Genomic DNA, 25,924 nt, shown 5'->3' on the forward strand with positions numbered 1-25,924 from the left:
GGCCGCGCGGCACTTCACAAGCACCCCGGTCAGGAACCTGCGAAGGACGTGCCGGAGGCGAGGGGGCTGGACAGGCATGGCACAATGGAACATCCGATGGAAAACGGTGGCCTGATGTCCTATCTCGTCCTTGCCCGCAAGTGGCGTCCGAAGCGTTTTGCCGAGCTGGTGGGCCAGGAACACGTGGTCCGTGCGCTCAGCAACGCGCTGGACAGCGGCCGGGTCCACCATGCGTTCCTGTTCACTGGCACCCGCGGCGTGGGCAAGACCACCATCGCGCGCATTTTCGCCAAGTCGCTGAACTGCGAGCAGGGCACCAGCGCCGACCCGTGTGGCCAGTGCGCGGCCTGCCTGGACATCGACGCCGGGCGCTACATCGACCTGCTGGAAATCGACGCCGCGTCCAACACCGGTGTGGATGACGTGCGCGAGGTGATCGAGAACGCGCAGTACATGCCCTCGCGCGGCAAGTACAAGGTCTACCTGATCGACGAAGTGCACATGCTGTCCAAGGCGGCGTTCAACGCGCTGCTGAAGACGCTGGAAGAACCGCCGGAACATGTGAAGTTCCTGCTGGCCACCACCGACCCGCAGAAGCTGCCGGTCACCGTGCTCAGCCGCTGCCTGCAGTTCAACCTCAAGCGCCTGGATGAAGACCAGATCCAAGGCCAGATGACCCGCATCCTGGCGGCTGAGGAAATCGAGGCCGATGGCAGCGCGATCCTGCAGCTGGCCAAGGCCGCCGACGGCAGCCTGCGTGACGGCCTGTCGCTGCTGGACCAGGCGATCGCCTACGCCGGCGGCGCGCTGCGCGAGGACGTAGTGCGCACCATGCTGGGCACGGTCGACCGCACCCAGGTGGCAGCGATGCTCGATGCGCTGGCCGAAGGCGATGGTCCGCGCCTGTTGCAGGTGGTGGCTGCGCTGGCGGAGTTCTCGCCGGACTGGAGCGGCGTGCTGGAAGCGCTGGCCGAAGGCCTGCATCGCATCCAGGTGCAGCAGCTGGTACCGGGTGCCGCAGCGGCTGCCGAAGGCCTGGATGCGACGGTGTTCGCCGAACGCCTGCGTCCGGAAGTGGTGCAGCTCTGGTATCAGATGGCCTTGAACGGCCGTCGCGACCTGCCGCTGGCGCCTAGCCCGCGCGCGGGCTTTGAAATGGCTGTGCTGCGCATGCTGGCGTTCCGCCCGGCCGCGGCGGTCCCGCCGGTGCCGAAGTCGGTGGACGGTGCAGGCAATGCGCCGGGTGGCAATGCTGCCGGTGGTGGCAGCGGTACGGGTACCCACGAAGCGACACCGGCGGCTGCCGCCACTTCGGCAAGCCCGGCCGTAGTAGCGCAGGTGGCCGCTCCGGCACAGGCCGCGCCGCGCGAACCTGAACCCGAACCTGAGCCGGCCCCACGACCCGAACCGGACCCGACCCCGGAGCCCGAGCCGGTTCCGGTGGAAGAGCCCGTGTCACCGCCGCCGGTGAAGGCCGAAGCAGCGGCACCGGTATCCGTTGAAGCCGAAGCGGGCGACGACCTGCCGCCGTGGGCCACCGACGAAGCCGAGGCGCGTGACGAGGCGCTGGCGGCCGAGATGGCTGGGCCGGACGCCGCCATGGTGGCGCCCTGGCATGAACCGCCAGCTCCCGTCGCGGCTCCCAGCGAGCCTGCGCCGCCCGAGCGCCCGTTCCGCACTGAAGGCATTGCCATCGCGCCGGCCGAGCCGGCCCCGGCACGTGATGCCGTGCCGCAGGAAGGTGTCAGCGATCTGGCCAGCGCCGAGGATTGGCTGGATCTGGTCGCCAACAGTGGCCTGAGCGGCCCGTCGCGGCAGTTGGCCGCCAACGCCGCCTTCATCAGTTGCCAGCACGGGACCTTGAAACTGGGTCTTTCGCCCGGATTTGAATATCTGCGCTCGGAGCGCGCGCTGGCCGCCCTGGGCGAGATGCTGGAGAAGGCCCTCGGCCAGGCGCCGAAGATCGTGGTCGAGACCGTGGAAACCGAACACGTTCCGGCCGAGACCCTGCACCAGCGTGCCGATCGCCAGCGTGGTGAGCGGCAGCAGGTGGCTGAGGCTGTTTTCATGGACGATCCGGAAGTGCAGGTGCTGATCCAACAGCACGGCGCCCGGGTTGTTTCCGATTCCATCCGTTCTTTTGACGAGTAAGACACTATGCGCGGCAACATCGCCCAACTGATGCAGCAGGCCCAGAAGATGCAGGAAAACCTGCAGAAGGCCCAGGAAGAAATCGCCAAGATCGAAGTGACCGGCAGCGCCGGTGGCGGCATGGTCAGCGTGACCCTGACCGGCGCCAAGGAATGCCGCAAGGTGCGCATCGACCCGTCGCTGGCCAGCGACCCGGAGATGCTGGAAGACCTGATCGCCGCCGCCTTCAACGATGCCTCGAACAAGATCGATGCCGAGTCGAAGTCGAAGATGGGTTCGGCCACCGCCGGCATGCAGCTGCCGCCGGGCATGAAGCTGCCGTTCTGATCTTCAGCGGGGTGCCTGTCGTAGAGTCGAGCTTGCTCGACTTTACCGGGTCCTTCAGTCGAGCAAGCTCGACTCTACAAATACCCGTCGGGCATGCCCGGCACGATCGAAGCGCCCTGCCGTGTCCGCACCCCTGCTTGAACAATTGATCGACGCACTGCGGGTGCTGCCTGGCGTGGGCCAGAAGACGGCGCAGCGCATGGCCTACCACCTGCTCGAGCGCGAGCGCGAAGGTGGCCAGCGCCTGGCCGAAACCCTGGCGCTGGCGGTGGAGCGCATTGGCCACTGCTCGCAATGTCGCGACTTCAGCGAAACCGAGTTGTGCCTGACCTGTGCCAACAGCAGCCGCGAACGCAGCCAGCTGTGCGTGGTCGAATCACCGGCCGACCGCCTGGCCATCGAGAACGCCACCGGCTTCCGCGGTGTCTACTTCGTGCTGCAGGGCCGGCTGTCGCCGCTCGATGGCATCGGCCCGCGCGAGCTGGGCCTGGAGCAGCTGGAGCGGCGGCTGGCCGAAGGCGAGGTGCAGGAGCTGATCATCGCCACCAGCGCCACTGTGGAGGGGGAGGCCACCGCGCATTACCTGGCGCAGCTGGCGCGCGCACGCAAGGTGCAGCCCAGCCGCCTGGCGCAGGGCCTGCCGCTGGGCGGTGAACTGGAATACGTCGATCGTGGCACGCTGTCGCACGCGTTCGGGACGCGCAGCGAATTCCGCGATTGAGCAACGGCCGGCATGGCCGGGCGCGGGCGGCCTACAATGCGGACGACATACCCGCCGAGGCCGATCATGAGCAACGAAACCCTCTTCAGCAAGATCATCCGTCGCGAGATCCCGGCCACCATCGTCTACGAGGATGACGAGGTGCTGGGCTTCAAGGACATCGCACCGCAGGCGCCGGTGCACGTGCTGTTCATTCCGAAGAACGAGATCATTCCGACCCTGGATGACCTGCAGCCGTCGCAGGCGCACCTGATCGGCAAGCTGGCGCTGGCTGCCGCCGAGTATGCGCGCCGCGAGGGCTTTGCTCCGGACGGCTACCGCATCGTGATGAACTGCCGCGAGGATGCCGGGCAGACCGTGTTCCATATCCACATGCACCTGCTGGCCGGTGCGCCGCTGGGGCACTTCGGTACCCCGGGGCGTTGAAGCCCCTATCCACGCCTGGCGTGGATCTACCGTATCCCGGCGTGGATGGAAAAGGCCGCCCGAGGGCGGCCTTTTCCGTCATGCCTGTGCGGTGATGATCACCACCAGCCCCAGCGACCATAGCCGCCCCAGTACGGGCCATACGGGCTCGGGCCCCACGGGCCATAGGGATAGGGCACCACGTCGACCTGACGCTGTTCCGGCCACAGGTAGATCACATCGGCCGACAGCTTCGGCAGGCGGTAGTCGTATTCGCCGATGCGGGTGTTCTGGTAGCCGTCGATCTTGCCGATGAAGGTCACGTCACGACCGGCTTCGAACACCGCCGGGTCGTAGAAGCCGGCACGGCAGGCGATGAAACGACCGTCGCTGGCATCGGACGAAGTGGTGTTCGGGCGGCCACTGCCATTGAGCGGGCGCGAGATGATCTGGAAGCAGGTCTCGCCCTGGCCGGGCTTGGTTTCGATGATGCGACCGCCCCAACGGACCGGCGTGCCGACCTGCTGGGTAGCGACTGAATCGCGAGGGGAGACCAGGCTGAACTGTCCCTGCAGCGGCTTGGGGGCCGTGGCGCAGGCCGACAGGGCCAGCGTGGCCACAGCGGTGAGAAGGAACTTGGTGTTCATGGGGAGGCTCCGGAAGTCGGGCGATGCCTGCGCAGGTCCCGCAATAATGAAGCGAGGTCGGTGCAAGTTCCAGCGTAACGCGCATCAGCGAAACGCTGGCTGAGCGCGAGCAGGGCCGGGTCAGGACGCTGCCGGTGTACGCGCTGTGCCCAGTCCTGGGCGGTTTCGTGCGGTTCACGGGCCAGGCCGAGGCGGGCGTAGCGCCGTCCGAGCCGGTGCCAGGCGCGCAGCAGAGGGTCGCGTTCGCGCTCGCCACGGGCCAGCAGCCAGGCCATCCACGCCAGCGCCAGCAGTGCGGCCACCACGAAGCCAGCGACCAGCTGCCCGGGGCCCAGATCGTCCAGCCCGAACGGCTTGAGCAGTTGCTGCTGGCGGCGCGCATCGAAAGACAGCACCAGGTCGTTCCAGCCGCGGCGCAGCCAGTCGCCCAGCTGGCCCAGCTGCAGCCAACGCTGCTGCAGTGGCGTGTCCGTGCCGGCCTGCAGGCGGTCATCCAGTGTGTCCAGGATGCGTTCCGGTGCCACGGCTGCGGTCGGGTCGACCCGGACCCAGCCGCGCTGCGGCAGCCATACCTCGGCCCAGGCGTGGGCATCCATTCGCCGCACTACCCAGTAGTCGCCGATGCGGTTGCGGGTGCCGCCGGCGAAGCCGGTCACCACCCGCGCCGGGACGCCGGCGTTGCGCATCAGCACCACGAAGGCCGAGCTGAAGTGTTCACAGAAGCCGGCCTTGTAGCCGAACAGGAACTCGTCGATCGGGTCGCGTCCCGCCGCAGGGGTGTCCAGCGTGTACGAGAAGTCGGTGGTGATCCACTGCAGCGCGCGGCGCACGATGGCCTCGTCATCGCTGCCAGCCTCCTGTCGCCATTGCTGAGCCAACGTGGCGGTGCGCGGGTTGAAGCCGGTTGGCAGCTGCAGCGTCGCGCGGCGCAGATAGGGCGACAGCGTGCTGTCGAAACGCAGGGGAGGGGCCGAATGCAACCGCCAGCGGCTGAGCGAGGCCAGCGGGCGTTCGCTGCTCAGGCTCATGTCCGCATCCAGCATGCTGCCTGCAGGCGCGCGGCTGGGCAGGTCCAGCGCCACCAGCTGGCGGCGGTCGGTCGGCTCGTAGTCGATCTGGTAATCCCAGCCCTGTGTACTTGCTTCAACCACCGCAGCAGGCCGCCGCGCGCTGGCGCGGTCGCGTGTCCAGCGCCGTCCATCGAAGGCTGTCAGTACAGGGCCGCGCCAGTAACGCTGCGCCGGCTCGGGTGGAGTGCCGAAGAACTGCACGCGCAGCGCCGGGCTGTCGTCGGCCATCAGGTCCAACCACTGGCCGGGCTCCATGCTGTCGGACAACCCCGGTGTACCCACGGCGCGCTCGGGAACACCCCACAGTGGTGTGGCCAGGCGCGGGAACAGCCAGAAGCAGGCCAATGCCAGCGGCAGGCCGATCGCCAACAGGCGGCCGACACCATGCAGCTGCCCGCGCAGTGGCAGGCGGCCGGCATGACCTTCATCCTGGGCCAGGCGTTGCAGCGCGATCAGTGCGCTGCCCCCGGCCAGCGCGGCCAGCGCGGTTGTCAGCGGCCCCTGGTCGAGCAGGAATGCTGCAAAGGGCGAGAACAGCGCGAAGCCGAGCAGGCTGCGGGCATCACGCAGGCTGCGCAGCTCGCTGGACTTGATCGCCAGCATCGCGGCCAGCAGTGCGCAACCGGTATCGCGCCCGGGGCGCACCATGCCCATCTGCCAGACGATGGCGCCGAGCATGCCCAGCACCAGCAGCAGGCGTACCGGCATCGGCAACACTGTCCGCCACGACAGGGCGGCGGTGATGATCGCCGCCAGCGCGATCACACCAGCCAGCAGTGGCGGCAGCTGCAGCAGCAACGGCAACAAGGCCAGCGCCGCGCTGGCCAGGGTCCAGTTGCGGGCATTGCGGTCGAGCAGGGCCGGGGTCTCAGTCATGCGGCATCAGCGCCAGCGCGCGCAGGCACAGGTGATGGTGGCTGGCGCCCTGACCGGGCCCGAACGGCGGGTGTGCAGGCAGCAGCAGGGTGTAGCGGCGGCCCTCGCGCTCGGCCACATCCACCCAGCGCGCCAATCGAGCGATGCGTGCTTCATGGCCCAACGGCGCCAACGAGCGCCAGTCGAGGATCACTTCGATGCCGACCGGCTTTTCGTACTCGCGCACCAGCAGGCTGTCGCGGCGTGCCGAGTGCTTCCAGGAAATGCTGCGCGGCGCATCGCCGGCCCGGTAGGGGCGTAGCTGATGCAGTTCCTCGCCGCTGGCATGGGCGCGGGTGTGCAGCGGATCGCTGCCGCTCTCCGGCAGTGCAGGCGCCACGGCTTCGGCCAGCGGGTAGACCAGCAGCGGCTGTTCCGGCCACACCCACGACCACGCCCGCACCAGGCCCAGCGGCTGGGTGGTGGACAGTCGGATGCGCGGCAGTTCCAGCCAGCCACGGCGTTCGCTGGGAACGTCCAGTTCCACTTCGCCACGGCCGTGCGCAGGCAGCGAGGTCCAGGCGTTGCTGTCACCCAGCTGCAGATGCAGGCCGTGCCGCGCACGCGGGTCACGCAGTGAGAGGTCCACGCGCAGACGCAACGGTTGCCCGGCCGCTACCGGCTCGGCGGAGATCGCATCGATCTGCACGCCGGACAACTGGAGATGCGCGGCAATGGCACTGGCGATTGCTGCTGCCGCGAGCAGCAGGGCCAGCAACAGCGCCGGGTTGTTGTTGTAGTTCAGTGCGCCCAGCAGCATGGCCGTCAGCAGGGTGGCAACGAACAGGCCGAAGCGGGTGGGCAGCACATAGATGCGATGGCGGTCCAGCCGCCTCGGCAAGGCTTCGGGCCTGCGTGGCCGAGCCAGCAGCTGCATGCGTGCCCAGCGTGTGGCCACGCTCAGTCCACCGCGACGGTCTGCAGGATCGCGCGCGCCAGTGCCGGACCCGAACTGGATTCGGCTTCCGCCACCAGTCGGTGACCGGCCACCGCCACGAACAGGGTCTGCACGTCTTCGGGCACCACATGGCCGCGCCCCAGCAGCAGTGCATGTGCCTTGGCCGCGCGCAGCAGCGCCAGGCCCGCACGTGGCGACAGGCCCACGCGCACACCGGCATGCTGGCGGCTGCGGGTCAGCAGCGCCTGCACATAGTCGATCAGCGCGTCGCTGGCATGCACCTGGTTCACCGCGTCGCGCAGCGCGCGCACCTGGGTGTCATCCAGTTTCGGTACGGCACGCGCGATCAGGTCGCGGCGATCGCTGCCGCGCAGCAGCTCGCGCTCGGCCTGCGCGCTGGGGTAACCCATCGCCAGTCGCAGCAGGAAGCGGTCCAGCTGCGAATCCGGCAGCGGGAACGTGCCGGACAGATCCACCGGGTTCTGCGTAGCGATCACGAAGAAAGGATCGGGCAGGGCATGGGTCTGTCCATCCAGGGTGACCTGTTGCTCGGCCATCGCTTCCAGCAACGCGCTCTGCGTGCGCGGTGGTGCGCGGTTGATCTCGTCGGCCAGCAGTACGTGGGTGAACACCGGGCCGGGGTGGAACTGGAACTGACGGCTGCCGGCTTCATACACCGACACGCCCAGCACATCGGCGGGCAACAGATCGGAGGTGAACTGCACGCGCTGGAAGCTGAGGCCGAGGCTGCTGGCCAGCGCATGCGCCAGCGTGGTCTTGCCCAGGCCGGGCAGATCTTCAATCAGCAGGTGACCGCCGGACAGCAATGCGACGAACGCCAGCCTGACTTCCGGCACCTTGCCCAGTACCAGTGCGTTCACCTGATCCTGTGCCTCCCGCAGGGCCTGACGCAATTGATCGGTTAGCATGCTGGGGTTGGGGGACGAAGCTGGCATGATCGTCTCAGATCTGGAATCCACTCGATTATCCATAGAGCAATGCAAGGCGAACAGCGCGCACGGACGATATTTCTCTGGTTATGGACGCTGGTCACAGCGGCCAAGCTGGTGGTGGCTGCGCGCCTGCCGCTGTTCGTCGACGAAGCGTTCTATTGGCAGGAAGGCCAGCATCTGGCCGCGGCCTATTCGGATCTGCCCGGGTTGACCGCCTGGCTGGCCCGCCTGGGCGTGGAGCTCGGCGGTCATCACGTGCTTGCGCTGCGCCTGCCGTTCCTGGCCATCGGTGCGCTGTTGCCGCTGCTGGTGGTGCGCACGGCCACGCGCTGGTTCGGCAATGTGGCTGGTTGGCAGGCGGGCAGCCTCACGCTGTTGATGCCGTTGTCGGCGACGCTGGGCCTGCTGGCGGTACCCGACGTGCCGATGGCGCTGGCGGCGGTGATCTGCCTGCACGCCGGTGCGCGCCTGCTGCACAACGTGGATGCTTCCTCGGCGATGAAGCTGGCGCTGGGCCTGCTGATCGGTGCACTCAGCCACTACCGTTTCATCGGTGTCATCGGCGTCGGTTTCATCGCGCTGCTGGCATTGCCGCAGGGGCGGCGCATGCTGGCCGATCCGCGCGTATGGGTCGCACTGGCGGTGGGCGTGCTGGCATGGCTGCCACTGCTGGCGTGGAATGCGGACAACCACGATGCCGGTCTGAAATTCCAGGTGGTCGAGCGTCATCCCTGGGCCTTTGAATGGGGCGGGCTGTGGTTCCTGGTGATCCAGCCGATGCTGGTGACGCCGATCCTGTGCATGGCGATGTGGAAGGTGGCGCTGGCAGGAACCCGGAGCGGTGGCGGTGCGCGCGTGCAGTGGCGCTATTTCGGCCTGGTGGGCGGCGTATCCACGCTGGGCATTTTCGTGCTTGGCTTCTTCACTGACGTCGAGCGGATCAGTTTCCATTGGCCGCTGCCGGGCTACCTCGCACTGCTGGTGGCGGTGCCGGTAGTGCTCAACGGCTGGCCGCGCTGGCTGCGCCGCACCGGCTGGTGGCTGGCAGGCGCGGGCATGGTGCTGGCGTTCGGCTACTACCTGATGGCATCCACGCCGGCACTGCGCGAGCAGATGGCCGGCAGCAAGTACTACCCGCGCAATTTCGCTGGCTGGCAACCACTGGCCGTAGCGGTCCATGAAGAGCTGCGGCAGATGCCGGAAGGGACGCGCGTGCTGGCCGGCAACTTCAAGGTCGGCGCCGAACTGGGCTTCCAGCTGGGCAATGGCAACATCGAGGTGCTGCCGCATCCGCTCAATGACAAGCATGGCCGCACCGCGCAGCTGGCACAGTGGGGCCTGCTGCATGAGGGCGAGCGCACGGCGCCGATGCTGCTGGTGCTGTCACCCAGCGACCAGCGCTATCGCGAACTGCTGGAGCGCTATCACGCCATCTGCGATCAGGTGGGGCCGATGCCGGCGCCACGCGTGGTCAGCAGTGATCACGGGTTCCAGCGCTTCCTGTTGTTCCGCCTGCCGGTGCAGCGCGCGGAAGGGCCGTGCGTGACGCCGGCGATGGCGTGGCTGGATGCACCGTCCAATGGCGAGACGGTGTCCGGCACGTTCGCGATCAAGGGCTGGGCGTTCAAGGATGGCGTCGGCCTGGCACGCGTCGAAGTGCTGGTCGATGGCCGTTCCATCGGTGACGCCCGCTATGGGCGTGTGTTCGACGTGCGCCCCGTGTGGCCGGACAGCACCGATCCGCAGCACCCGGCGGTGGGCTTCGACGCATCGCTGGATACCACCACGCTGGCGCCGGGCATGCATTGGCTGGGCCTGCGCCTGTATGGCCGCGATGGCAGCGTGGAGCAATGGCAGGAGCAGCCGTTCGAGGTCCGTTGAGGCCTCTGCTTTTGTAGGGTCGAGCCATGCTCGACTGCTTTTTCCGGGCCGCCTGCCATCTACAGCAGAAGCCGTCGGGCAGGGCTCGACGCTACAGTTCAGGGCACCGCGAAACCGGCCCTGCGCAGCAATCCGCATACCGCAATCAGCGGCAGGCCGACCAGCGCGGTCGGGTCGCGGTTGTCGATGGCGTCGAACAGGCTGATGCCCAGGCCCTCGCATTTGAAGCTGCCGGCGCAGTCCAGTGGCTGCTCGGTGGTCACGTAGCGGGCGATCTCGTCCGGTTCCAGTGCGCGGAAGCAGACTTCGGTCAGATCGACGGCCGTGAATGATTCTCCATCACGGCTGAGACAGACGGCGGTGTGGAAGCGCACGGTCTGCCCGGACATCGCTGCCAGCTGAGCACAGGCGGCCTCGACCGTACCGGGTTTGCCCAGCGGCTGGCCGTTCAGGTCCGCGACCTGGTCCGAGCCGATTACCCAGGCGCCCGGATGGCGGGCAGCCACCTCGGCGGCCTTGGCCGCAGCCAGGCGCGTGGCCAGAGCCCGCGGCGCTTCGCCATTCAACGGGGTTTCATCCACCTCCGGGCGCGCGCAGTCGAAGGCAAGGCCCAATCGCTGCAGCAGCTCGCGGCGGTAGCGGGAGGTGGAGGCCAGGACCAGTGACATGCGAGAATACCGGGGCAGGGCGCGGCAGTCTGGCGTGTCCGCAGCGCCAGCGGCAAGTCCTGTATGGCGGGCATTTGACAGCCGCCGCCCCGATCCTTAGTATTCAGCGGCTTATGTCCGCGAACGTGCCCGAAACGCTGGATGCCTGGCGGATGGTTGTAGCGCGAAGGCGCTTCGACGGTCAGGTGTCCCTGGCTGAATTGACCCGCCTGCAGGGGTTGGTCGCAGATACCGACGGTGAGTGCAATTACTCGCTTGAATTCGGTCGCGACGACGTCTTGCGGGTATCCTATGTGGAATTGACCATCGACACCGCGTTGCCGCTGACCTGTCAGCGCAGCATGCAGCGATTCCTGTTGCCGGTGAAGATGACCCAGAGGCTTGGCCTGATCCGCGACGAGGACGAGGAATCGTCCCTGCCGGAGGAGTACGAGGCGTTGCTGGTGCCGGAAGACGGCCAGCTGCGTCCGCTGGACCTGGTCGAGGACGAGCTGGTGCTGGCGGTGCCTGTGGTGCCGCTGTCGCCCGACGGTGAAGCAGTCGACAAGGACTGGGCGCCGAGCGAAGAAGAAACAAAGCAGGCCAACCCGTTCGCGGCGTTGGCGGCACTGAAGAAACAATAGCAGCCGGATTGTCGTCGGCGGCTGCGGCGAAAGCGAAAGTGTGCTGGGCGCTGGCGTCCTGCGCGACGATACGACGAAGCAAAACGAACCGAGTTTGGAGCAATCCCATGGCTGTGCAGAAATCCCGTGTCACCCCGTCCCGCCGCGGCATGCGTCGTGCGCATGACGCCCTGAGCGCCAAGCAGCTGTCGACCGACCCGACCACCGGCGAAGTGCACCTGCGTCACCACATCACTGCCGATGGTTTCTACCGCGGCAAGAAGGTCATCCAGACCAAGACCTCGGCCGTCGAAGAAGATTGATGTGCCGGGAAGGCCGCTGCCCCCGGGCAGCGGCCTTTGCCTTCTTTCCCGGGTGTGCCGGTGATCGGCGGCCCGCGCAACAGGAAACATGATGAGCAAGCGGATCTACTCGAGGATCGCGGGCACCGGTAGCTATTTGCCGGAAAAAGTCCTGACCAACGCCGACCTGGAAAAAATGGTCGAAACCTCGGATGAGTGGATCCAGTCGCGCACCGGCATTCGTGAGCGGCACATCGCGGCCGAAGGCGAAACCACCAGCGACCTTGGCTACAACGCCGCCCTGCGCGCGCTTGAAGCCGCAGGCATCGACGCCTCGCAGCTCGACATGATCGTGGTCGGCACGACCACCCCTGATCTCATTTTCCCGTCCACCGCGTGCCTGATCCAGGCAAAGCTCGGTGTGGCCGGGTGCCCCGCCTTCGACGTCAACGCCGCCTGCTCGGGCTTCGTGTTCGCGTTGGGCGTGGCCGACAAGTTCATCCGCTCCGGCGACTGCAGGCACGTGCTGGTGATCGGCACCGAAACGCTGACCCGCATGGTCGACTGGAACGATCGCACCACCTGCGTGCTGTTCGGCGATGGCGCCGGTGCTGTCGTGCTCAAGGCCGACGAAGACACCGGCATCCTCAGCACCCACCTGCATGCCGATGGCAGCAAGAAGGAGCTGCTGTGGAACCCGGTTGGCGTTTCGACCGGCTTCAAGGACGGCGCCAATGGCGGCGGCACCATCAACATGAAGGGCAACGACGTGTTCAAGTACGCCGTCAAGGCGCTGGACTCGGTCGTGGACGAGACTCTGGCTGCCAACGGCCTGGACAAGTCCGACCTGGATTGGCTGATTCCGCACCAGGCCAACCTGCGCATCATCGAAGCCACCGCCAAGCGCCTGGACATGTCGATGGACCAGGTCGTGGTCACCGTCGACAAGCACGGCAACACCTCGTCCGGCTCGGTGCCGCTGGCGCTGGATGCCGCCGTGCGCTCGGGCAAGGTCGAACGTGGCCAGCTGCTGCTGCTGGAAGCCTTCGGCGGCGGCTTCACGTGGGGTTCGGCTCTGCTGCGCTATTGATGGTGCAAGTTACGACAACGTGAAGCTTTGTCGTTGCGGCCCCTCTGGGGCCGTAACGCGTTTAAGGAGGACCTGTCATGGTTGAGCCCATCGTCATAGAAGGGCAACGTGCCTGGCTGAAGCAGTACGGCAAGGGAAGCCGCGCGCTGGCCCTTGGCCTGCTCAATTTTGTTGCCCGTCGTTTTCATCTGGATGCCCTGCGCCCGCCGCCGCACCGTGGCGGTGACGCCGCGCGCGAAACCGAAGCCCGTCGCCTTGCAGAACTGCAGGCGCAGGGCGTGAACGTGCCCGATGTGCTGGGCACCGGCCATGCTGCGCTGGTGATCGGCGACAACGGCAGTTCGTTCAATACCTGCCTGCGCGAAGCCGACGAGGCCGGTCGCGACCGCCTGGTGATGGCGGCCATGCTGGCCATTGCCGCAGCGCATGCGCGCGGCGCCTATTTCGGTCAGCCGTTGCCGCGCAATCTCACCTGGGATGGCGAGAAGGTCGGTTTCATCGACTTCGAGGAAGATCCGCTGGAAGTGATGGATCTGTCCGAAGCGCAGGCCCGCGACTGGCTGATGTTCGGCTATGGCGTGGCCAAGTACTACGCCGACCGCCCCGAGCACCTGCAGGCGATGATGGCCGAGGCGATGGGCGATGCGCAGGCGCCGGTGCGCGAGCACGTGCACGCGGTCACTGGCCGCCTGCGCAGCCTGGCCCGGGTCTGCATGAAGCTGGGCCGCTCGGCGCGCGCGCTGGCCCACTCCATCTTCATCGCCCATGGCGCCAGCACCGCTGGCGTGCTGATGCTGGTGGGCCTGTGCGTGGATTTCCTCGCCGACGGCGATCTGGACGTCCTGCAGCTGTTCTGCTGACTGTGCGTCCGCCGGGCCATGCCCGGCGGCGTTCCGCGGCTGGCCCACCATACGCGTGCATACGCGCACGTACAGACGACACGGCATGTTCCCCCTTATCATGGCCCGCTTCGATTGCAACAAGCGGATGACCGCGTGACCGTATCCACCCTCGCTTTTGTCTTCCCCGGCCAGGGCTCGCAGTCTGTGGGCATGGTGGCCGAGCTGGCTGAACTGCACCCGCAGGTGCGTGAAGCCTTCACCGAGGCATCCGATGGTGCCGGCGTCGACCTGTGGGCGCTGTCCCAGGGGGGCCCGGAGGAAATGCTCAACCGCACCGAATACACCCAGCCGGCCCTGCTGGCCGCAAGCATCGGCGTGTGGCGCGCCTGGAACGCCGTGGGCGGTCCGCGCCCGTCGGTGCTGGCCGGTCACAGCCTGGGCGAGTACACCGCCCTGGTCGCCGCTGGCGCGCTGAGCCTGCATGACGGTGCGCACCTGGTGCGCCTGCGCGGCCAGCTGATGCAGGAAGCCGCACCGGCCGGCGTCGGTGCCATGGCCGCCGTGCTCGGCGCCGAAGACCAGCTGGTGCTGGACGTCTGCGCCGAAGCCGCAGGCAGCCAGGTGGTGGTGCCGGCCAACTTCAATTCGCCGGGCCAGATCGTGATCGGTGGCGACGCCGACGCGGTCGACCGTGCGCTGGCGCTGCTGGCCGAGAAGGGCGTGCGCAAGGCGGTCAAGCTGGCCGTGAGCGTGCCCTCGCACACCCCGTTGATGCGCGAAGCCGCCAACCGCCTGGCCGAAGTGATGGCCGGCCTGGCCTGGCAGGCGCCGCAGCTGCCGGTGGTGCAGAACGTCGACGCCAAGGTGCATGACGGCATTGACGCGATCCGTACCGCGCTGGTCCAGCAGCTGTACCAGCCGGTGCAGTGGACCGGGTGCGTGCAGGCGCTGGCTGGCCGTGGCGTCACCCGGATCGCCGAGTGCGGCCCGGGCAAGGTGCTGACCGGTCTGGTCAAGCGCATCGACAAGGCCATCGACGGCCGTTCGCTGGCCACGCTAGGCGACTTCGAAGCCGCCCGCGAGGCATGGTCGGCCTGATCCCCCTTGTTCCTGCCGACCGTACCGGTGGCCGCTGCAAGCGGTACGGGTACAGCGGCCGTCCCAGCCTGAGGAAAACATCATGAGCAAGCCCCTGCAGGGTGAAATCGCACTGGTCACCGGCGCCAGCCGTGGCATTGGTGCCGCCATCGCCGATCTGCTGGCCGCCCAGGGCGCCACCGTCATCGGCACCGCCACCACTGAATCCGGCGCCGCCGCGATCGGTGAGCGCCTGGCCGCCCACGGTGGCCACGGCCGCGCGCTGAACGTCACCGACGCCGCCGCGCTGGACAGCGTGCTCGATGGCATTGCCAAGGAATTCGGCCCGATCTCGATCCTGGTGAACAATGCCGGCATCACCCGCGACAACCTGCTGATGCGCATGAAGGACGAGGACTGGGCGTCGATCATCGACACCAACCTGACCAGCGTGTTCCGCACCAGCAAGGCGGTGATGCGCGGCATGATGAAGGCGCGCAAGGGCCGCATCATCAACATCGCATCGGTGGTGGGCGTGACCGGCAATGCCGGCCAGGCCAACTACGCTGCCGCCAAGGCCGGCATCATCGGCTTCAGCAAGTCGCTGGCCAAGGAAATTGGTTCGCGCGGTGTCACCGTCAATGTTGTCGCACCCGGCTTCATCGACACCGACATGACCAAGGCGTTGCCGGAAGAAGCGCGTACCGCGCTGATCAACGACATCGCCCTCGAACGCCTGGGTTCGCCGGAAGACATCGCCCATGCGGTGGCCTTCCTGGCCGGCCCGGCTGCCGGTTACATCACCGGCGAAACCCTCCATGTGAACGGTGGCATGTACATGCCGTAAGCAAGGGGCGCAGGGATTGCGCCGCAAGTGGTTGATCTGCGGAGGTTTTTGCTGCGATGCAAGGCCGCGCCGGTTTCCACTACACTATCCCACGGCCATCGCCTTTGATGGCGACCACTTTTGAACCACAACTCCATCTGGAGCGAGATCCCATGAGCACCATCGAAGAACGCGTCAAGAAAATCGTCGTCGAACAGCTTGGCGTCAAGGAAGAAGAAGTCACCAACAGCGCATCGTTCGTCGATGACCTGGGCGCTGACTCGCTGGACACCGTCGAGCTGGTGATGGCCCTGGAAGAAGAATTCGAGTGCGAGATCCCGGACGAAGAAGCCGAGAAGATCAGCACCGTGCAGGCCGCCATCGACTACATCAAGGCCCACGTCAAGGCCTGATGTCAGACGGCAGTGCGCGCGCGGGCTCACGCTCGCCGCGCACCGCACCCCATGGGGCCGCTGTTGCGGCCCCGTGTGTTTGAGCATCACACCGAAGCAAACCGAGTTGCCCGTTGAAATCATCCGGGCCAGGAGAATCAGCAATGAAGCGTCGCGTCGTCGTAACCGGCCTGGGTATCGTCTCGCCGTTGGGCAATGATCTGGCCAGCAGCTGGGAAGGCATCACCCAGGGTCGTTCGGGCATCGGTCCGCTGACCAACGTTTCTGATGCCTATCTGGATCGGTTCACCACCAAGATTGCAGGTGAGGTCAAGGGATTCGACATCACCGCCGACAATGAACTGTTCGGCAAATTCCGGGTCAGCGGCAAGGATGCCAAGAAGATGGACCCGTTCATCCATTACGGCCTCGGTGCCTCGTTCATGGCCCTGCACGACTCGGGCCTGGAAATCACCGACGCCAATGCCGAGCGCATCGGCGCCATCGTCGGTGCCGGCATCGGCGGCCTGCTCGGCATCGAAGAGCAGACCATCGAGTTCCATGAGGGCAAGAAGATCTCGCCCTTCTACGTGCCCAAGACCATCATCAACATGCTGCCGGGCCAGCTGAGCATCATCACCGGCCTGAAGGGCCCGTCGTTCTCGGCGGTGTCGGCGTGCGCGACCTCGAACCATTCGATCGGCACCGCCATGCGCATGATCCAGTACGGCGATGCCGACGTGATGGTGGTCGGTGGTGCCGAGCGTGGCTCGTCGCCGACCGCACTGGGCGGCTTCTGCGCGATGAAGGCCATGAGCACCCGCAACGACGCCCCGGAACAGGCCTCGCGCCCGTGGGACAAGGACCGTGACGGCTTCGTGCTGGGCGACGGCGCCGGCATCCTGATCCTGGAAGAGTACGAGCACGCCAAGGCACGTGGCGCGAAGATCTACTGCGAACTGGCCGGCTTCGGCGCCAGCTCCGACGCGTACCACATGACCGCACCGAGCGAGAACGGCGAAGGCGCCGCGCGCTGCATGGTCATGGCCATGAAGGACGCCGGCGTGACCCCGGAACAGGTGGGCTACCTCAACGCGCACGGCACCTCCACGCCGCTGGGCGACCTGGGCGAGACCATGGCGATGAAGACCGCCTTCGGCGACCACGCCTACAAGATGATGGTCAGCTCCACCAAGTCGATGACCGGCCACCTGCTCGGCGCTGCCGGCGGCGTGGAAGCAATCTTCTCGGTGATGGCGCTGCAGGACAACATCATTCCGCCGACCATCAATCTGCAGCAGCCCGGCGAAGGCTGTGACCTGGACTACGTGCCCAACGAAGCACGCCAGGCCAAGGTCGACGTGGTGATGTCCAATGGCTTCGGCTTCGGCGGCACCAACGGCACGCTGATCTTCAAGCGCGTCTGACCGACGTTGTAGAGTCGAGCTTGCTCGACTGAACGTGCAACACAGTCGAGCAAGCTCGACTCTACGCACGAGGAGGCCGCCGCAAGGCGGCTTCCGTGCATCTGAATCCCCGAACTGGCCGCCATGACCCACGCACCGCTGATCCACCCGCTGCCGCACCCGATCGATCTGCTGGCTCTGCAGCAGCACGACCCGGCACGCTTCCCGCTGCTGATGGAATCCACCGCCTCGGGCACCGCCCAGGGCCGCTGGAGCCTGCTGCTGGCGGCGCAGGGCGATAGCCTGCGGCTGGATGCCGATGGCCAGGTGCGCGACCAGCATGATGCGGTGCAGGCCGGCAGCTTCCTGCAGGTGCTGGACCGCGCCTGGCAGCACGAACGCCTGCCGCATGACGGCAGCCACAGCCTGCCGTTCCGCGGTGGTTGGGCGTTGATGCTGGACTACGAAGTGGCCAGCCAGATAGAACCGGTGCTGCCGGCGCGCGCACGCGAGGACGGCCGCCCGACCGCGCTGGCGCTGCGCTGCCCGGCCGCGGTGCTGCACGACCACCACAACGAGGCCAGCTTCGTCATCGCCGAAGCCGGCGAGCAGGCGTTGCTGGATGCGCTGGTGGCACTGGCCTCGGCCACGCTGCCCGAAGCCGGGCAGGGCTGGCAGCCGCCGCAGTCGGTGGGCGAGGATGCGCCGCAGCGCTTCACCGACGGCGTGCGCCGGGTGATCCAGTACCTGCGTGCCGGCGATGTGTTCCAGGTGAACCTGTCGCGGCGCTGGAGCGCGCAGTTCGCCGCGCCGGTCAGTCCGCAGGCGCTGTACGCGCAGTTGCGCCGTGCCAACCCGGCACCGTTCGCCGGCCTGTTCAGCGCGCACGGCCGCCATGTGGTCAGTTCCTCGCCGGAACGGCTGGTGTCGGTGCATGCCGGCCACGCGCAGACCCGCCCGATTGCCGGCACGCGTCCGCGCTTCGAGGGGGACGATGATGCCGCGCGCATCCAGGAGCTGGTCGGCCACCCCAAGGAGCGTGCCGAGCACGTGATGCTGATCGACCTGGAACGCAACGACCTGGGCCGCATCTGCCTGCCCGGCACCGTGGTTGTCGATGAGCTGATGACCGTGGAGAGCTACGCGCACGTGCATCACATCGTCAGCAACGTCAGCGGCCATCTGCGGCCGGAGGTCTCCCCCGGCGAGGTGATCGCCGCCACGTTCCCGGGTGGCACCATCACCGGCTGCCCGAAGGTGCGCTGCATGCAGATCATCAGCGAGCTGGAGCAGGTGCCGCGTGGTGCCTACACCGGCGCGTTCGGCTGGCTGAACCGCGATGGCGACCTGGACCTGAACATCCTGATCCGCACCGCCGAAGTGGATGGCCACGAGGTGAGCTTCCGCACCGGCGCCGGCATCGTGGTCGACTCGGACCCGGACAAGGAACTGGACGAGACCCGCGCCAAGGCCCGCGGCCTGCTGCGCGCGCTGGGCCAGCAGGGGTAGTGCCGGCCGCTGGCCGGCAACCCCATTCCCCCACGGTGGGTGCCGACCGTTGGTCGGCACGCAGGCGCCACCCCGGTCATGACCCCAATCCACCGGCACGGTATCCTGCACGACGGAATCGAGTTCAGAGGTAGTCCATGGCGGGAGCCAAGCGCGGGTGTCTGTTCGTGGTAACGCTGGTGGTGGTGCTGGCCGCCGTCGTGGCCGGCGCGGGCGTATGGTTCTTCTACCAGCAGACCCGGTTCGCCGACGCCCCGATCACCCCGTCCGCCGAGAGCGTGGTCATCGCCAGCGGCGATGGCATGAACAGCGTGCTGCGCAAGCTGCGCGACGCCGGCGTGGACGAGGGCCAGGACGCGCAGTGGCAGCTGCTGGCGCGCCAGCTCGATGCGGCCGGCAAGCTGAAGGTGGGTGAGTACGCGCTCAGCAGCGACCTGACCCCGCGTGATCTGCTGCTGCGCATGCGCGCCGGCAAGGTGCTGCAGCACCGCGTCACGATCATTGAAGGCTGGAACATCCGCCAGTTGCGTGCCGCGCTCAAGCGCGCCGAGCCGCTGCTGCACACCACCGACAACCTCGATGACGCCGCGTTGATGCAGCGCCTCGGCTTCGGTGGCCAGCATCCGGAAGGCCGCTTCCTGCCGGAGACCTACGTCTACCAGCGTGGCGACAGCGATCTGGATGTGCTCAAGCGTGCTCACGCTGCAATGCAGGACGCACTGGATGAAGCCTGGGAAAGCCGCGCGCCGGACCTGCCGATCAACACGCCCTACGAACTGCTGACGATGGCCTCGATCATCGAGAAGGAAACCGCGCTGGCCAGCGAGCGCCCGCAGATCGCCGGCGTGTTCATGCGCCGCCTGAAGATCGGCATGCGCCTGCAGACCGACCCGACCGTGATCTACGGCATCGGTGCTGCGTATGACGGCAACATCCGCCGCCGCGACCTGACCACCGATACGCCCTACAACACCTATACCCGCGCCGGCCTGACCCCGACCCCGATCGCCATGCCCAGCCGCGATGCGCTGATGGCAGCCGCGCAACCCGCAGCGGGCGACGCGCTGTACTTCGTCGCCGTGGGCGATGGCAGTGGCGCGCACGTGTTCTCGCCCAGCCTGGACCAGCACAACGCCGCAGTGGCCCGCTACCTGCAGCAGCTGCGCCAGCAACGTACCAAGGAGACCCCGGCGCAATGAGTCCCGCGCTGCTTCGCCACCCGCGTTTCGTCAGCCTGGAAGGCGGCGAGGGCGCAGGCAAGACCACCGCCATCAATGCCATCCGTGACTGCCTGCGCAGCCACGGTCATGAGGTGGTGCTGACCCGCGAGCCGGGCGGTACGCCGCTGGCCGAGCGCATCCGTGGCTTGGTGCTGAAACCCGATGCCGAGATCGCCGCCGAACCGCTCAGCGCCGAAGCCGAGCTGCTGCTGGTGTTCGCTGCACGTGCGCAGCATGTGCGCCAGGTGATACAGCCGGCACTGCAGCGCGGCGCCTATGTGCTGAGCGATCGCTTCACCGATTCCAGCTATGCCTACCAGGGCGGTGGCCGTGGCCTCGACCCGCAGTGGATTGCCGATCTGGAACGACGCGCGGTGGGCCTGCTGCCGGGCCTGACCCTGCTGCTGGACGTGGACGTGGCAGTAGGCCGCGCACGCGCCAATGGCCGCGACCTGTGGCCGGACCGCATCGAGAGCGAACAGGATGATTTCTTCCAGCGCGTGCGCGAAGTGTTCCGCAGCCGCGCGCAGCAGGACCCGCAGCGCTTCGCGCTGATCGACGCCGGCCAGGTGCAGGCGCGTGTAGCGGCCGATGTGGTCGCGCAGGTCGAGCGCTGGCTGCAGGACGGGGAGGGCGCATGAGCACATTCTCGCCGTGGCAGCAGCGCGCGTTCGAACAGACTGTTGCCGCGCTCGATGCTGATCGACTCGGCCATGGCCTGCTGATCTGTGGGCCGGCCGGGTTGGGCAAGCGCGAGGTGGCACTGGCGCTGGCCGACCACGTGCTGGCGCGCGGCGATGCCGCGCATGCCATGCGCACGCGCCAGCTGATCGCCGCCGGCACCCATCCTGACCTGCAGCTGGTCAGCTTCATTCCGAACAAGAGCGGCGACAAGCTGCGCACCGAGATCGTCATCGAGCAGGTGCGCGAGATCACCGACAAGCTGGCGCTGACCCCGCAGTACGGCGTGGCGCAGGTGGTGATCGTCGACCCGGCCGATGCGATCAACCGCTCGGCGGCCAACGCGCTGCTGAAGACGCTGGAAGAGCCGCAGCCCGGCCGCTACCTGTGGCTGATCAGCAGCGACCCGGCGCGCCTGCCGCAGACCATCCGCAGCCGTTGCCAGCGTCTGGAATTCAAGTTGCCGCCGCGCGAGGAAGCCATGGCCTGGCTGCAGCAGCAGGGCCACAGCGAAGCATCGGCGCGCGAAGCGCTGGACGCGGCGCGCGGCCACCCCGGCCAGGCCGACAACTGGCTGCGCGAAGATGGCCTGAGCCTGCGCCGCGAAGTGGGCCGCGAGCTGGAACAGCTGGCCGCCGGCAAGACCGGCGCGGTGGAGCTGGCGCAGAAGTGGTGCGGTGATGACAACGCGGCGCTGCGCCTGCGCTTCGCCGCCGACCTGGCGCTGGCCCAGGCCAGCACCGATGCCTTGACCACGCCGGAGCGATTGCACAAGCTTGCAGCCTGGTTCGATGCGGCCAACCGCACCCGCGACCTGCTGCGCACCACGGTGCGTGCAGACCTTGCCGTGGTCGAGTTGCTGCTGGCCTGGAACAAGGTGAACGAGCGGCCTGCCGCAAGGGGAAATCGATGAGTGCCAGCAACGCCCGCCAGGGCATCCTGTCCCTGGCCGTGAAGGACAAAGCCGCGCTGTACAGCGCGTACATGCCATTCGTGAAGAACGGCGGCATCTTCGTGCCCACGCCCAAGCGCTACTTCCTGGGTGACGAAGTGTTCCTGTTGCTGACCCTGCCCGATTCCAGCGAGCGCCTGCCGGTGGCCGGCAAGGTGATCTGGGTGACCCCGGCCGGCGCGCAGGGTAACCGCACCGCCGGCATCGGCGTGCAGCTGGCCGACGGTGCCGAAGGCGAGGGCGTGCGCCACAAGATCGAGACCCTGCTGGCCGGCCTGACCGGCTCGGACAAGCCGACCCATACGATGTGAGGTGGCGCCGGGCTGTTCTGTAGAGTCGAGCCATGCTCGACTGCCGCCCTCGAAAACACCCGTGAACACGAATGTGAAAAACTGTTGACGGCCTCTGAAAAGCCCCTATAATGAGCGGCTCAGCAACACACCGGGCGGTTAGCTCAGCGGTAGAGCATTGCCTTCACACGGCAAGGGTCACAGGTTCGATCCCTGTACCGCCCACCAAATAAATCCCTGATTTCTCAGGTGATATGAAGAAGCCGGCCTTGAGCCGGCTTTTTTGTTTTTGCAGAGTAAGTGCAATCCGCGAAGTGGGGGTGCCTTCGCGTTGAGCAGAGATCTCCTTCTGATTCATTGCTTGAGAAGGCGCTTATCAGCCTCCATGATTTCTCGTGCCCGTGGGGCTTCCAACAACGAGGGATCAGACATGGAAATCAAGGCAGGGGATGTTGTCGTTCTGAAAAGCAGTGGTCCCTTGATGACCGTTGCGTGGGTACGTGACGACGAAGCAAAGTGCGAGTGGTTTGATTCAAAGAATGAGCCTCAATCCCGCATCTACAGTCTTGTCGTACTCCGGCCTCGGAACCAGCAGTAATATGAAGTAAAGGCCCCCCACCGGCGCCTGTCTGGTGGGCGGGTAAATCACCAGGCAGGCCGGTGATCTTGCCGGAGTGTGATCTTCGCACGTCGTTTCCACCTGATTGCCAGCGCCCGCCGTATCCCGTGTGTTTTGCCCGCTGGCATTACTTGCCCAGTCCCTTCTTCATGCGCCGCACGTCGCGCCAGGTTAGGGGGTTGACCGCTCGATCTACAGCGACCACTGCCTCATAGCCCTTCTCGATCCGATCGACTAGGTTCTCAATGGAGTTCATGTGATTGGCGCTGATGGGGCTTCCGGTGCTCGCGATACGCATGTCCAGTTGCTGTGCTAGCGCCAGCAGCTCGCGCAAGCTGTCATTAAGAGCCAAGGTCGGATAAACCAGCCGATCTTCTGGCAGTTCGTGAGCTGGGATGGCCCCGAATGCTCTGGCCGCCTCGGTCAGCGGGTCGAGGTTCCAAGGACGGGCGACTGGCTTGTGCTCGTAGCGCTTCATTTCCTCGAGATAGCCATTTGCGGCATCGATGGCGAAAGCAGCAATAGCCGTGATGGCTTGTACCCGTTGCCCCAGAGCCTTTTTGTGCTGCCATCGGGCGATCATTGCGGCGCCGAAGATGGCGGCCGCTGATAGGATTGCCTGGGCCCACGCCGCTGCGGATGACCACCAACTCAAAGGCTGGCAAAAGAGCTGCAGTGGGGAGCAGTAGAGTGGCTCAACCATGACATTCCCGGTCCTTGGTGGTTGCCCAAGCATGAGGCGACGGAGCCGTCTAAGTAAACAGGCCGTCTGTCGCGCCGGGGCAGCTGTCTGATTAAGTCCGGATATGACTAGAATCGGCGTCGCGGAATCCTCCGCACGGTTCAAGGAACGTCCAGATGGCGAAGAACGAGAAGACCGGCTCCAAAACAGCTTCGACTGCAGGCAAGCTTCTGTCCGATCCGAAGTCGTCCAAGGCCGTGAAGTCAGTTGCAGCTAGTGCCCTTACTCAGGCATCCGACAAGGGGAAGGGTAAGAAGAAGTAGCCGATGTGGTAGCGGGGCCGTCATTCTGTTGACGGCCCCACCTGAACAATCTGCGATTTCGTAGACAATTTCCCATCGCCACCGGAGCGCTAATCTAATCCGGGCTCTTGGCGACTTTCGGAGCCTCTTCTTTCTCGTAGAAGTAGTCCAGATTTACCGTCTTGGAGTCCTTCAGCTGCAAGACAAGAATTTCACCGGGGATCTCAGTCCACCCGTCATTCAGCTCCGCACCGGATGCAGCCTCTTGCGGGGGCTGTTCTGGAGGGACGCCGTCCGCCGATTTTCTCTTGAGTGGGGGGAGCGGCTTCTTGATTGCATATGGCAGAACTACCCGCTCAAGGTTGCCATCCTTTCCAACGCTGAACTCTTGGACTGGCCCGGCGAACAGATAGCACGTGCCGTCCAATTGAACTTCCGTGGTAAGCCATACGAATGACACTTCTTGCGGTCGGAGAAGTTCAGACCAGCTGGCGCGGGGGCGCAGCCTTATCAGCCGATTGGCCAGGATGCCCGCGCCCCACGCTATTGCCGTATTAGTAAGGAAATAGGCTGAAATTCTCAGGGGGAACTCGGCCAAGCTCTGAACTCCAGCTTTCCCCCACGCGCTCTTGAGATCCCCAGAAAGAAGCGCGAGGACCGGACCAACATCAGGTTCCGGCAATCCCCGGGCACGGGTGTATCCCGTGGCTAGAGAAAAGCCGACTCCGTGAATCACTACGTTCGCTGCCACGGCTAACGCTAGACCGGCGCTGAAGTGCTGGTCGATGGGGCTGCTGGGAGCGGATGGATTGTAAAGCCGCGTCAGACCCAAGACGAACGCGGCTCCGGGCAAGAAGATGCAGAGCCCAACTAGCACCGAAAGGCTAAAGGACCCCACGGATCTCCTTACTTTTTCTTATTCTTGGTGGCTTGGGAAAGGGCACTGGCAGCCACCGCACGGACTTCTTTTGTCGTCGTGAACGAATGCCCACTGACAACAAAAGAGCCAGTTCCGGATGCAGAGCGAGCGGCAAGGACCTTGGTTGCCAAGGTGCGCGCGGTTCCCTTGTCGGCGAATGCCTTCTTGGCAGCGGCGCTAAATGTGGCTTCTGCGCTTAGGCTTTTCATAGGGCTGCTCTCCGTGGAGACTCTACTATAGCCCCGTTTCGTAAATTTTTCGTTATTTCAGTCTGACTGGTTGGTTCCGATAGCTGCTTCATTGTTGCCTGCGATCCAGCAAGATCAGCCGGAAACGCACACCGTTTCAGCCGTGCCCGTCCAGCAGCTCGCGCGCGATCATCGCCGTTGCATCCAGCAGGTCGTGACCGCTGCCGGCCCGCACCACCATCGCCAGCAGGCTACGCCCCACCTTGGCATTGCCGCTGGTCAGTTCCATCTCGCCTTCAAAGCATAGATCGGCCAACCACTCGTGGGCCTGCTGCAACCCGCGCTTGCGGGTACGGCGGAACTCCGCGAGCAGCTTCGCCTCGCCGCCCTCCTGCTCACCATCGGCAAGCAGGCCGATGGCACCGCCGTGCGCCGCGCGCCAGATGGCCGGTAGCGGGCGACCGTTCGCGTCCACCACGTCCGCCGAGAACTGCGCGCAGTACATTTCGTAGCGCTTGCCCGCTGTGCTGCAGGGCACGATGCCGGCCTCGGCCAGCAGGCGTTCGGCTTCATCCAGTTTGCTGAACTTCAAGCGCAGCAGTGCAGGGCGGCTCAGTTGTTGTGCCAGCGCCTGCTGGTTGGCGGCGAACCAGACGTTCCAACCCACGGTTGCGCGGCCTTCCAGTGCGGCCTTGAAGTACTCCAGGTGTTCGGCGTCCATTGCGGTCTCCTGCGCTCCCTGCGCGATTGTAGCGGGAGGATATCCGGGCCGGTCAGGCGTCGCCGCCGGAGAGGCAATGATGTGCCTCGCGTACCAGCTGTCGCGCGGCCACGGTCAGCCCGTCGGTGTGGAAGGCGCCCAACTGTTCGTCCGGACCGCCTTCGTTGCGCGCGCGGTTGGCGGCCTGCAGCAGATCGAGCACTGCGCTGAGCCCAGACATCGAGCGGCGCAGCGAAGCATGATTGCTGGCGCCGAGGGTGAGGCTGCTGCACGGTTGCCCGTCATCGCCGTCGGCGCGGTTGATGGCATTGAGGCACGCGAAGAAGGCAGGCGACTGCACGGGCAGATTCTGCTCGTGCAAGGCGCATTCGATCTCGCGTGCGAGGTCCTCAGGCATGTCGCTGGCGATGTCGCCGATCAGTGCGTGCAGGCGGGGACGGATGGCGATGCGGTTGGTCATGGCGAAACCCTCACTGGCGTGGGGCCACCTTCCGGAGCGAAGGTGGCGGACGGTGCGGGTTGGCGTACCAAGGCAGAAAAGCTCACAGGGAGAAAAGGCCCGGCGGATCTTGCGATCCCCACGCACCGCCCGCCATTGAAGGCAATCAGTGCATTCTCTTTGCTGCGATCGCTATCGCAACAACCTGTGAGCCTGTTCGTTTATTCGA

General features: G+C 66.2%; 30 protein-coding genes and 1 tRNA gene. 21 read left to right on the forward strand and 10 right to left on the reverse strand.

Translation table 11 applies throughout. The features are described from left to right. Positions 1-114: 114 nt before the first annotated feature. The 4 genes from dnaX to ACZK5G_RS04975 all read left to right on the forward strand — a co-directional run bounded on the left by dnaX (position 115) and on the right by ACZK5G_RS04975 (position 3,625). On the forward strand, positions 115-2,151 hold the full coding sequence (dnaX, locus tag ACZK5G_RS04960) for a DNA polymerase III subunit gamma/tau (protein ID WP_478465494.1): 2,037 nt from the start codon (positions 115-117) through the stop codon (positions 2,149-2,151). A 6-nt stretch (positions 2,152-2,157) separates the two neighbouring features. After that, a complete protein-coding gene (locus tag ACZK5G_RS04965) occupies positions 2,158-2,478 on the forward strand; it encodes a YbaB/EbfC family nucleoid-associated protein (protein WP_004154630.1) in 321 nt (106 codons plus the stop codon). 121 nt (positions 2,479-2,599) lie between these two features. Beyond that, on the forward strand, positions 2,600-3,199 hold the full coding sequence (recR, locus tag ACZK5G_RS04970; protein WP_478465496.1) for a recombination mediator RecR: 600 nt from the start codon (positions 2,600-2,602) through the stop codon (positions 3,197-3,199). Positions 3,200-3,265: 66 nt separating this feature from the next. Beyond that, the gene (locus tag ACZK5G_RS04975; RefSeq protein ID WP_478465498.1) at positions 3,266-3,625 is read left to right on the forward strand and encodes a histidine triad nucleotide-binding protein; all 360 of its coding nucleotides are present in this window, start codon (positions 3,266-3,268) and stop codon (positions 3,623-3,625) included. Between the two features lie 98 nt (positions 3,626-3,723). Here ACZK5G_RS04975 and ACZK5G_RS04980 read toward each other — a convergent pair whose 3' ends face one another. Genes ACZK5G_RS04980 through ACZK5G_RS04995 form a run of 4 tightly spaced genes read right to left on the reverse strand, consistent with a single transcriptional unit; the run spans position 3,724 to position 8,090 of the window. After that, the gene (locus tag ACZK5G_RS04980) at positions 3,724-4,251 is read right to left on the reverse strand and encodes a Slp family lipoprotein (protein ID WP_032127773.1); all 528 of its coding nucleotides are present in this window, start codon (positions 4,249-4,251) and stop codon (positions 3,724-3,726) included. Further along, positions 4,248-6,197 (reverse strand): transglutaminase TgpA family protein, encoded by a 1,950-nt coding sequence (locus tag ACZK5G_RS04985; RefSeq protein WP_149908909.1) that lies wholly within the window; start codon positions 6,195-6,197, stop codon positions 4,248-4,250. Before ACZK5G_RS04985 ends, ACZK5G_RS04980 begins: the two co-directional genes overlap by 4 nt. Further along, positions 6,190-7,113, reverse strand: coding sequence for a DUF58 domain-containing protein (locus tag ACZK5G_RS04990; protein WP_185749964.1), 924 nt, complete (start codon positions 7,111-7,113; stop codon positions 6,190-6,192). Before ACZK5G_RS04990 ends, ACZK5G_RS04985 begins: the two co-directional genes overlap by 8 nt. A 23-nt stretch (positions 7,114-7,136) precedes the next feature. Continuing rightward, the gene (locus ACZK5G_RS04995; RefSeq protein WP_032127770.1) at positions 7,137-8,090 is read right to left on the reverse strand and encodes an AAA family ATPase; all 954 of its coding nucleotides are present in this window, start codon (positions 8,088-8,090) and stop codon (positions 7,137-7,139) included. Between the two features lie 42 nt (positions 8,091-8,132). Here ACZK5G_RS04995 and ACZK5G_RS05000 point away from each other — a divergent pair, with 42 nt between their 5' ends. After that, positions 8,133-9,968: a glycosyltransferase family 39 protein gene (locus ACZK5G_RS05000; RefSeq protein WP_478465500.1), complete on the forward strand. Its 1,836-nt coding sequence runs from the start codon at positions 8,133-8,135 to the stop codon at positions 9,966-9,968. A gap of 98 nt (positions 9,969-10,066) precedes the next feature. Here the strand turns inward: ACZK5G_RS05000 and ACZK5G_RS05005 are convergent, their stop codons facing one another. Further along, positions 10,067-10,636: a Maf family protein gene (locus tag ACZK5G_RS05005; protein ID WP_049400644.1), complete on the reverse strand. Its 570-nt coding sequence runs from the start codon at positions 10,634-10,636 to the stop codon at positions 10,067-10,069. Between the two features lie 113 nt (positions 10,637-10,749). On the opposite strand from ACZK5G_RS05005, the gene ACZK5G_RS05010 reads away from it, so the two are divergent. The 15 genes from ACZK5G_RS05010 to ACZK5G_RS05080 all read left to right on the forward strand — a co-directional run bounded on the left by ACZK5G_RS05010 (position 10,750) and on the right by ACZK5G_RS05080 (position 22,423). After that, positions 10,750-11,259 (forward strand): YceD family protein, encoded by a 510-nt coding sequence (locus ACZK5G_RS05010; RefSeq protein ID WP_032127767.1) that lies wholly within the window; start codon positions 10,750-10,752, stop codon positions 11,257-11,259. 107 nt (positions 11,260-11,366) lie between these two features. Then, complete coding sequence (gene rpmF, locus ACZK5G_RS05015; RefSeq protein ID WP_004154640.1) at positions 11,367-11,561, forward strand: 50S ribosomal protein L32; 195 nt, start codon at positions 11,367-11,369, stop codon at positions 11,559-11,561. Between the two features lie 91 nt (positions 11,562-11,652). After that, on the forward strand, positions 11,653-12,630 hold the full coding sequence (locus tag ACZK5G_RS05020) for a beta-ketoacyl-ACP synthase III (protein WP_032127766.1): 978 nt from the start codon (positions 11,653-11,655) through the stop codon (positions 12,628-12,630). A 77-nt stretch (positions 12,631-12,707) separates the two neighbouring features. Continuing rightward, positions 12,708-13,490, forward strand: coding sequence for a BUD32 family EKC/KEOPS complex subunit (locus tag ACZK5G_RS05025; RefSeq protein WP_032127765.1), 783 nt, complete (start codon positions 12,708-12,710; stop codon positions 13,488-13,490). Positions 13,491-13,625: 135 nt separating this feature from the next. Next, positions 13,626-14,570 (forward strand): ACP S-malonyltransferase, encoded by a 945-nt coding sequence (fabD, locus tag ACZK5G_RS05030; RefSeq protein WP_478465501.1) that lies wholly within the window; start codon positions 13,626-13,628, stop codon positions 14,568-14,570. An 82-nt stretch (positions 14,571-14,652) separates the two neighbouring features. Continuing rightward, positions 14,653-15,396 carry a 3-oxoacyl-ACP reductase FabG gene (fabG, locus tag ACZK5G_RS05035; protein ID WP_004146899.1) on the forward strand — a complete coding sequence of 248 codons (744 nt, stop codon included), beginning with the start codon at positions 14,653-14,655 and terminating at the stop codon, positions 15,394-15,396. 152 nt (positions 15,397-15,548) lie between these two features. Next, positions 15,549-15,788 (forward strand): acyl carrier protein, encoded by a 240-nt coding sequence (gene acpP, locus ACZK5G_RS05040; protein WP_005415509.1) that lies wholly within the window; start codon positions 15,549-15,551, stop codon positions 15,786-15,788. A 143-nt stretch (positions 15,789-15,931) separates the two neighbouring features. Next, a complete protein-coding gene (gene fabF, locus ACZK5G_RS05045) occupies positions 15,932-17,194 on the forward strand; it encodes a beta-ketoacyl-ACP synthase II (protein ID WP_049400645.1) in 1,263 nt (420 codons plus the stop codon). Between the two features lie 123 nt (positions 17,195-17,317). After that, entirely contained in the window at positions 17,318-18,682 is a 1,365-nt protein-coding gene (locus ACZK5G_RS05050) for an aminodeoxychorismate synthase component I (protein WP_478465502.1), read from the forward strand. A gap of 137 nt (positions 18,683-18,819) precedes the next feature. After that, positions 18,820-19,881 (forward strand): endolytic transglycosylase MltG, encoded by a 1,062-nt coding sequence (gene mltG / locus ACZK5G_RS05055; RefSeq protein WP_032127761.1) that lies wholly within the window; start codon positions 18,820-18,822, stop codon positions 19,879-19,881. Further along, positions 19,878-20,543 carry a dTMP kinase gene (tmk, locus tag ACZK5G_RS05060; RefSeq protein ID WP_049400648.1) on the forward strand — a complete coding sequence of 222 codons (666 nt, stop codon included), beginning with the start codon at positions 19,878-19,880 and terminating at the stop codon, positions 20,541-20,543. Before mltG ends, tmk begins: the two co-directional genes overlap by 4 nt. Continuing rightward, entirely contained in the window at positions 20,540-21,496 is a 957-nt protein-coding gene (locus tag ACZK5G_RS05065) for a DNA polymerase III subunit delta' (protein ID WP_478465503.1), read from the forward strand. The genes tmk and ACZK5G_RS05065 overlap by 4 nt, the downstream gene beginning before the upstream one ends. Further along, positions 21,493-21,846 (forward strand): PilZ domain-containing protein, encoded by a 354-nt coding sequence (locus ACZK5G_RS05070; protein ID WP_005412452.1) that lies wholly within the window; start codon positions 21,493-21,495, stop codon positions 21,844-21,846. Before ACZK5G_RS05065 ends, ACZK5G_RS05070 begins: the two co-directional genes overlap by 4 nt. Positions 21,847-21,978: 132 nt before the next feature. Further along, positions 21,979-22,053, forward strand: a tRNA-Val gene (locus ACZK5G_RS05075). 253 nt (positions 22,054-22,306) lie between these two features. Beyond that, positions 22,307-22,423, forward strand: a complete 117-nt coding sequence (locus tag ACZK5G_RS05080) for a hypothetical protein (protein ID WP_478435783.1) — start codon at positions 22,307-22,309, stop codon at positions 22,421-22,423. Between the two features lie 148 nt (positions 22,424-22,571). On the opposite strand, the gene ACZK5G_RS05085 is transcribed toward ACZK5G_RS05080, so the two are convergent. Then, entirely contained in the window at positions 22,572-23,147 is a 576-nt protein-coding gene (locus ACZK5G_RS05085) for a hypothetical protein (RefSeq protein ID WP_478465505.1), read from the reverse strand. Between the two features lie 155 nt (positions 23,148-23,302). Here ACZK5G_RS05085 and ACZK5G_RS05090 point away from each other — a divergent pair, with 155 nt between their 5' ends. Next, positions 23,303-23,449: a hypothetical protein gene (locus tag ACZK5G_RS05090; RefSeq protein ID WP_172617741.1), complete on the forward strand. Its 147-nt coding sequence runs from the start codon at positions 23,303-23,305 to the stop codon at positions 23,447-23,449. A gap of 94 nt (positions 23,450-23,543) precedes the next feature. Here the strand turns inward: ACZK5G_RS05090 and ACZK5G_RS05095 are convergent, their stop codons facing one another. The 4 genes from ACZK5G_RS05095 to ACZK5G_RS05110 all read right to left on the reverse strand — a co-directional run bounded on the left by ACZK5G_RS05095 (position 23,544) and on the right by ACZK5G_RS05110 (position 25,716). Next, positions 23,544-24,026 carry a hypothetical protein gene (locus ACZK5G_RS05095; RefSeq protein WP_478465507.1) on the reverse strand — a complete coding sequence of 161 codons (483 nt, stop codon included), beginning with the start codon at positions 24,024-24,026 and terminating at the stop codon, positions 23,544-23,546. Positions 24,027-24,334: 308 nt separating this feature from the next. Further along, positions 24,335-24,556 carry a hypothetical protein gene (locus ACZK5G_RS05100; protein ID WP_478465508.1) on the reverse strand — a complete coding sequence of 74 codons (222 nt, stop codon included), beginning with the start codon at positions 24,554-24,556 and terminating at the stop codon, positions 24,335-24,337. A gap of 136 nt (positions 24,557-24,692) precedes the next feature. Next, on the reverse strand, positions 24,693-25,256 hold the full coding sequence (locus tag ACZK5G_RS05105; protein ID WP_478465510.1) for a hypothetical protein: 564 nt from the start codon (positions 25,254-25,256) through the stop codon (positions 24,693-24,695). Between the two features lie 52 nt (positions 25,257-25,308). Further along, on the reverse strand, positions 25,309-25,716 hold the full coding sequence (locus ACZK5G_RS05110; protein ID WP_478465512.1) for a hypothetical protein: 408 nt from the start codon (positions 25,714-25,716) through the stop codon (positions 25,309-25,311). Positions 25,717-25,924 lie beyond the last annotated feature (208 nt).

The sequence above is a fragment of the Stenotrophomonas sp. 62841_Sma genome, from assembly GCF_056482945.1.

Excerpts from the sequence above, each read along its gene's own strand:
- fabG (WP_004146899.1), top strand. The coding sequence starts at position 14,653 with ATGAGCAAGCCCCTGCAGGGTGAAATCGCACTGGTCACCGGCGCCAGC.
- ACZK5G_RS04985 (WP_149908909.1), bottom strand. The coding sequence starts at position 6,197 with ATGACTGAGACCCCGGCCCTGCTCGACCGCAATGCCCGCAACTGGACC.
- ACZK5G_RS05065 (WP_478465503.1), top strand. The coding sequence starts at position 20,540 with ATGAGCACATTCTCGCCGTGGCAGCAGCGCGCGTTCGAACAGACTGTT.
- ACZK5G_RS05085 (WP_478465505.1), bottom strand. The coding sequence starts at position 23,147 with ATGGTTGAGCCACTCTACTGCTCCCCACTGCAGCTCTTTTGCCAGCCT.
- ACZK5G_RS05080 (WP_478435783.1), top strand. The coding sequence starts at position 22,307 with ATGACCGTTGCGTGGGTACGTGACGACGAAGCAAAGTGCGAGTGGTTT.
- ACZK5G_RS05000 (WP_478465500.1), top strand. The coding sequence starts at position 8,133 with ATGCAAGGCGAACAGCGCGCACGGACGATATTTCTCTGGTTATGGACG.
- ACZK5G_RS05025 (WP_032127765.1), top strand. The coding sequence starts at position 12,708 with ATGGTTGAGCCCATCGTCATAGAAGGGCAACGTGCCTGGCTGAAGCAG.
- dnaX (WP_478465494.1), top strand. The coding sequence starts at position 115 with ATGTCCTATCTCGTCCTTGCCCGCAAGTGGCGTCCGAAGCGTTTTGCC.
- ACZK5G_RS05010 (WP_032127767.1), top strand. The coding sequence starts at position 10,750 with ATGTCCGCGAACGTGCCCGAAACGCTGGATGCCTGGCGGATGGTTGTA.
- ACZK5G_RS04990 (WP_185749964.1), bottom strand. The coding sequence starts at position 7,113 with ATGCAGCTGCTGGCTCGGCCACGCAGGCCCGAAGCCTTGCCGAGGCGG.
- ACZK5G_RS05050 (WP_478465502.1), top strand. The coding sequence starts at position 17,318 with ATGACCCACGCACCGCTGATCCACCCGCTGCCGCACCCGATCGATCTG.
- ACZK5G_RS04975 (WP_478465498.1), top strand. The coding sequence starts at position 3,266 with ATGAGCAACGAAACCCTCTTCAGCAAGATCATCCGTCGCGAGATCCCG.
- ACZK5G_RS04995 (WP_032127770.1), bottom strand. The coding sequence starts at position 8,090 with ATGCCAGCTTCGTCCCCCAACCCCAGCATGCTAACCGATCAATTGCGT.
- mltG (WP_032127761.1), top strand. The coding sequence starts at position 18,820 with ATGGCGGGAGCCAAGCGCGGGTGTCTGTTCGTGGTAACGCTGGTGGTG.
- ACZK5G_RS05090 (WP_172617741.1), top strand. The coding sequence starts at position 23,303 with ATGGCGAAGAACGAGAAGACCGGCTCCAAAACAGCTTCGACTGCAGGC.
- rpmF (WP_004154640.1), top strand. The coding sequence starts at position 11,367 with ATGGCTGTGCAGAAATCCCGTGTCACCCCGTCCCGCCGCGGCATGCGT.
- ACZK5G_RS04980 (WP_032127773.1), bottom strand. The coding sequence starts at position 4,251 with ATGAACACCAAGTTCCTTCTCACCGCTGTGGCCACGCTGGCCCTGTCG.
- ACZK5G_RS05110 (WP_478465512.1), bottom strand. The coding sequence starts at position 25,716 with ATGACCAACCGCATCGCCATCCGTCCCCGCCTGCACGCACTGATCGGC.
- ACZK5G_RS04965 (WP_004154630.1), top strand. The coding sequence starts at position 2,158 with ATGCGCGGCAACATCGCCCAACTGATGCAGCAGGCCCAGAAGATGCAG.
- ACZK5G_RS05100 (WP_478465508.1), bottom strand. The coding sequence starts at position 24,556 with ATGAAAAGCCTAAGCGCAGAAGCCACATTTAGCGCCGCTGCCAAGAAG.
- tmk (WP_049400648.1), top strand. The coding sequence starts at position 19,878 with ATGAGTCCCGCGCTGCTTCGCCACCCGCGTTTCGTCAGCCTGGAAGGC.
- ACZK5G_RS05020 (WP_032127766.1), top strand. The coding sequence starts at position 11,653 with ATGAGCAAGCGGATCTACTCGAGGATCGCGGGCACCGGTAGCTATTTG.
- fabF (WP_049400645.1), top strand. The coding sequence starts at position 15,932 with ATGAAGCGTCGCGTCGTCGTAACCGGCCTGGGTATCGTCTCGCCGTTG.
- ACZK5G_RS05070 (WP_005412452.1), top strand. The coding sequence starts at position 21,493 with ATGAGTGCCAGCAACGCCCGCCAGGGCATCCTGTCCCTGGCCGTGAAG.
- ACZK5G_RS05105 (WP_478465510.1), bottom strand. The coding sequence starts at position 25,256 with ATGGACGCCGAACACCTGGAGTACTTCAAGGCCGCACTGGAAGGCCGC.
- acpP (WP_005415509.1), top strand. The coding sequence starts at position 15,549 with ATGAGCACCATCGAAGAACGCGTCAAGAAAATCGTCGTCGAACAGCTT.
- ACZK5G_RS05005 (WP_049400644.1), bottom strand. The coding sequence starts at position 10,636 with ATGTCACTGGTCCTGGCCTCCACCTCCCGCTACCGCCGCGAGCTGCTG.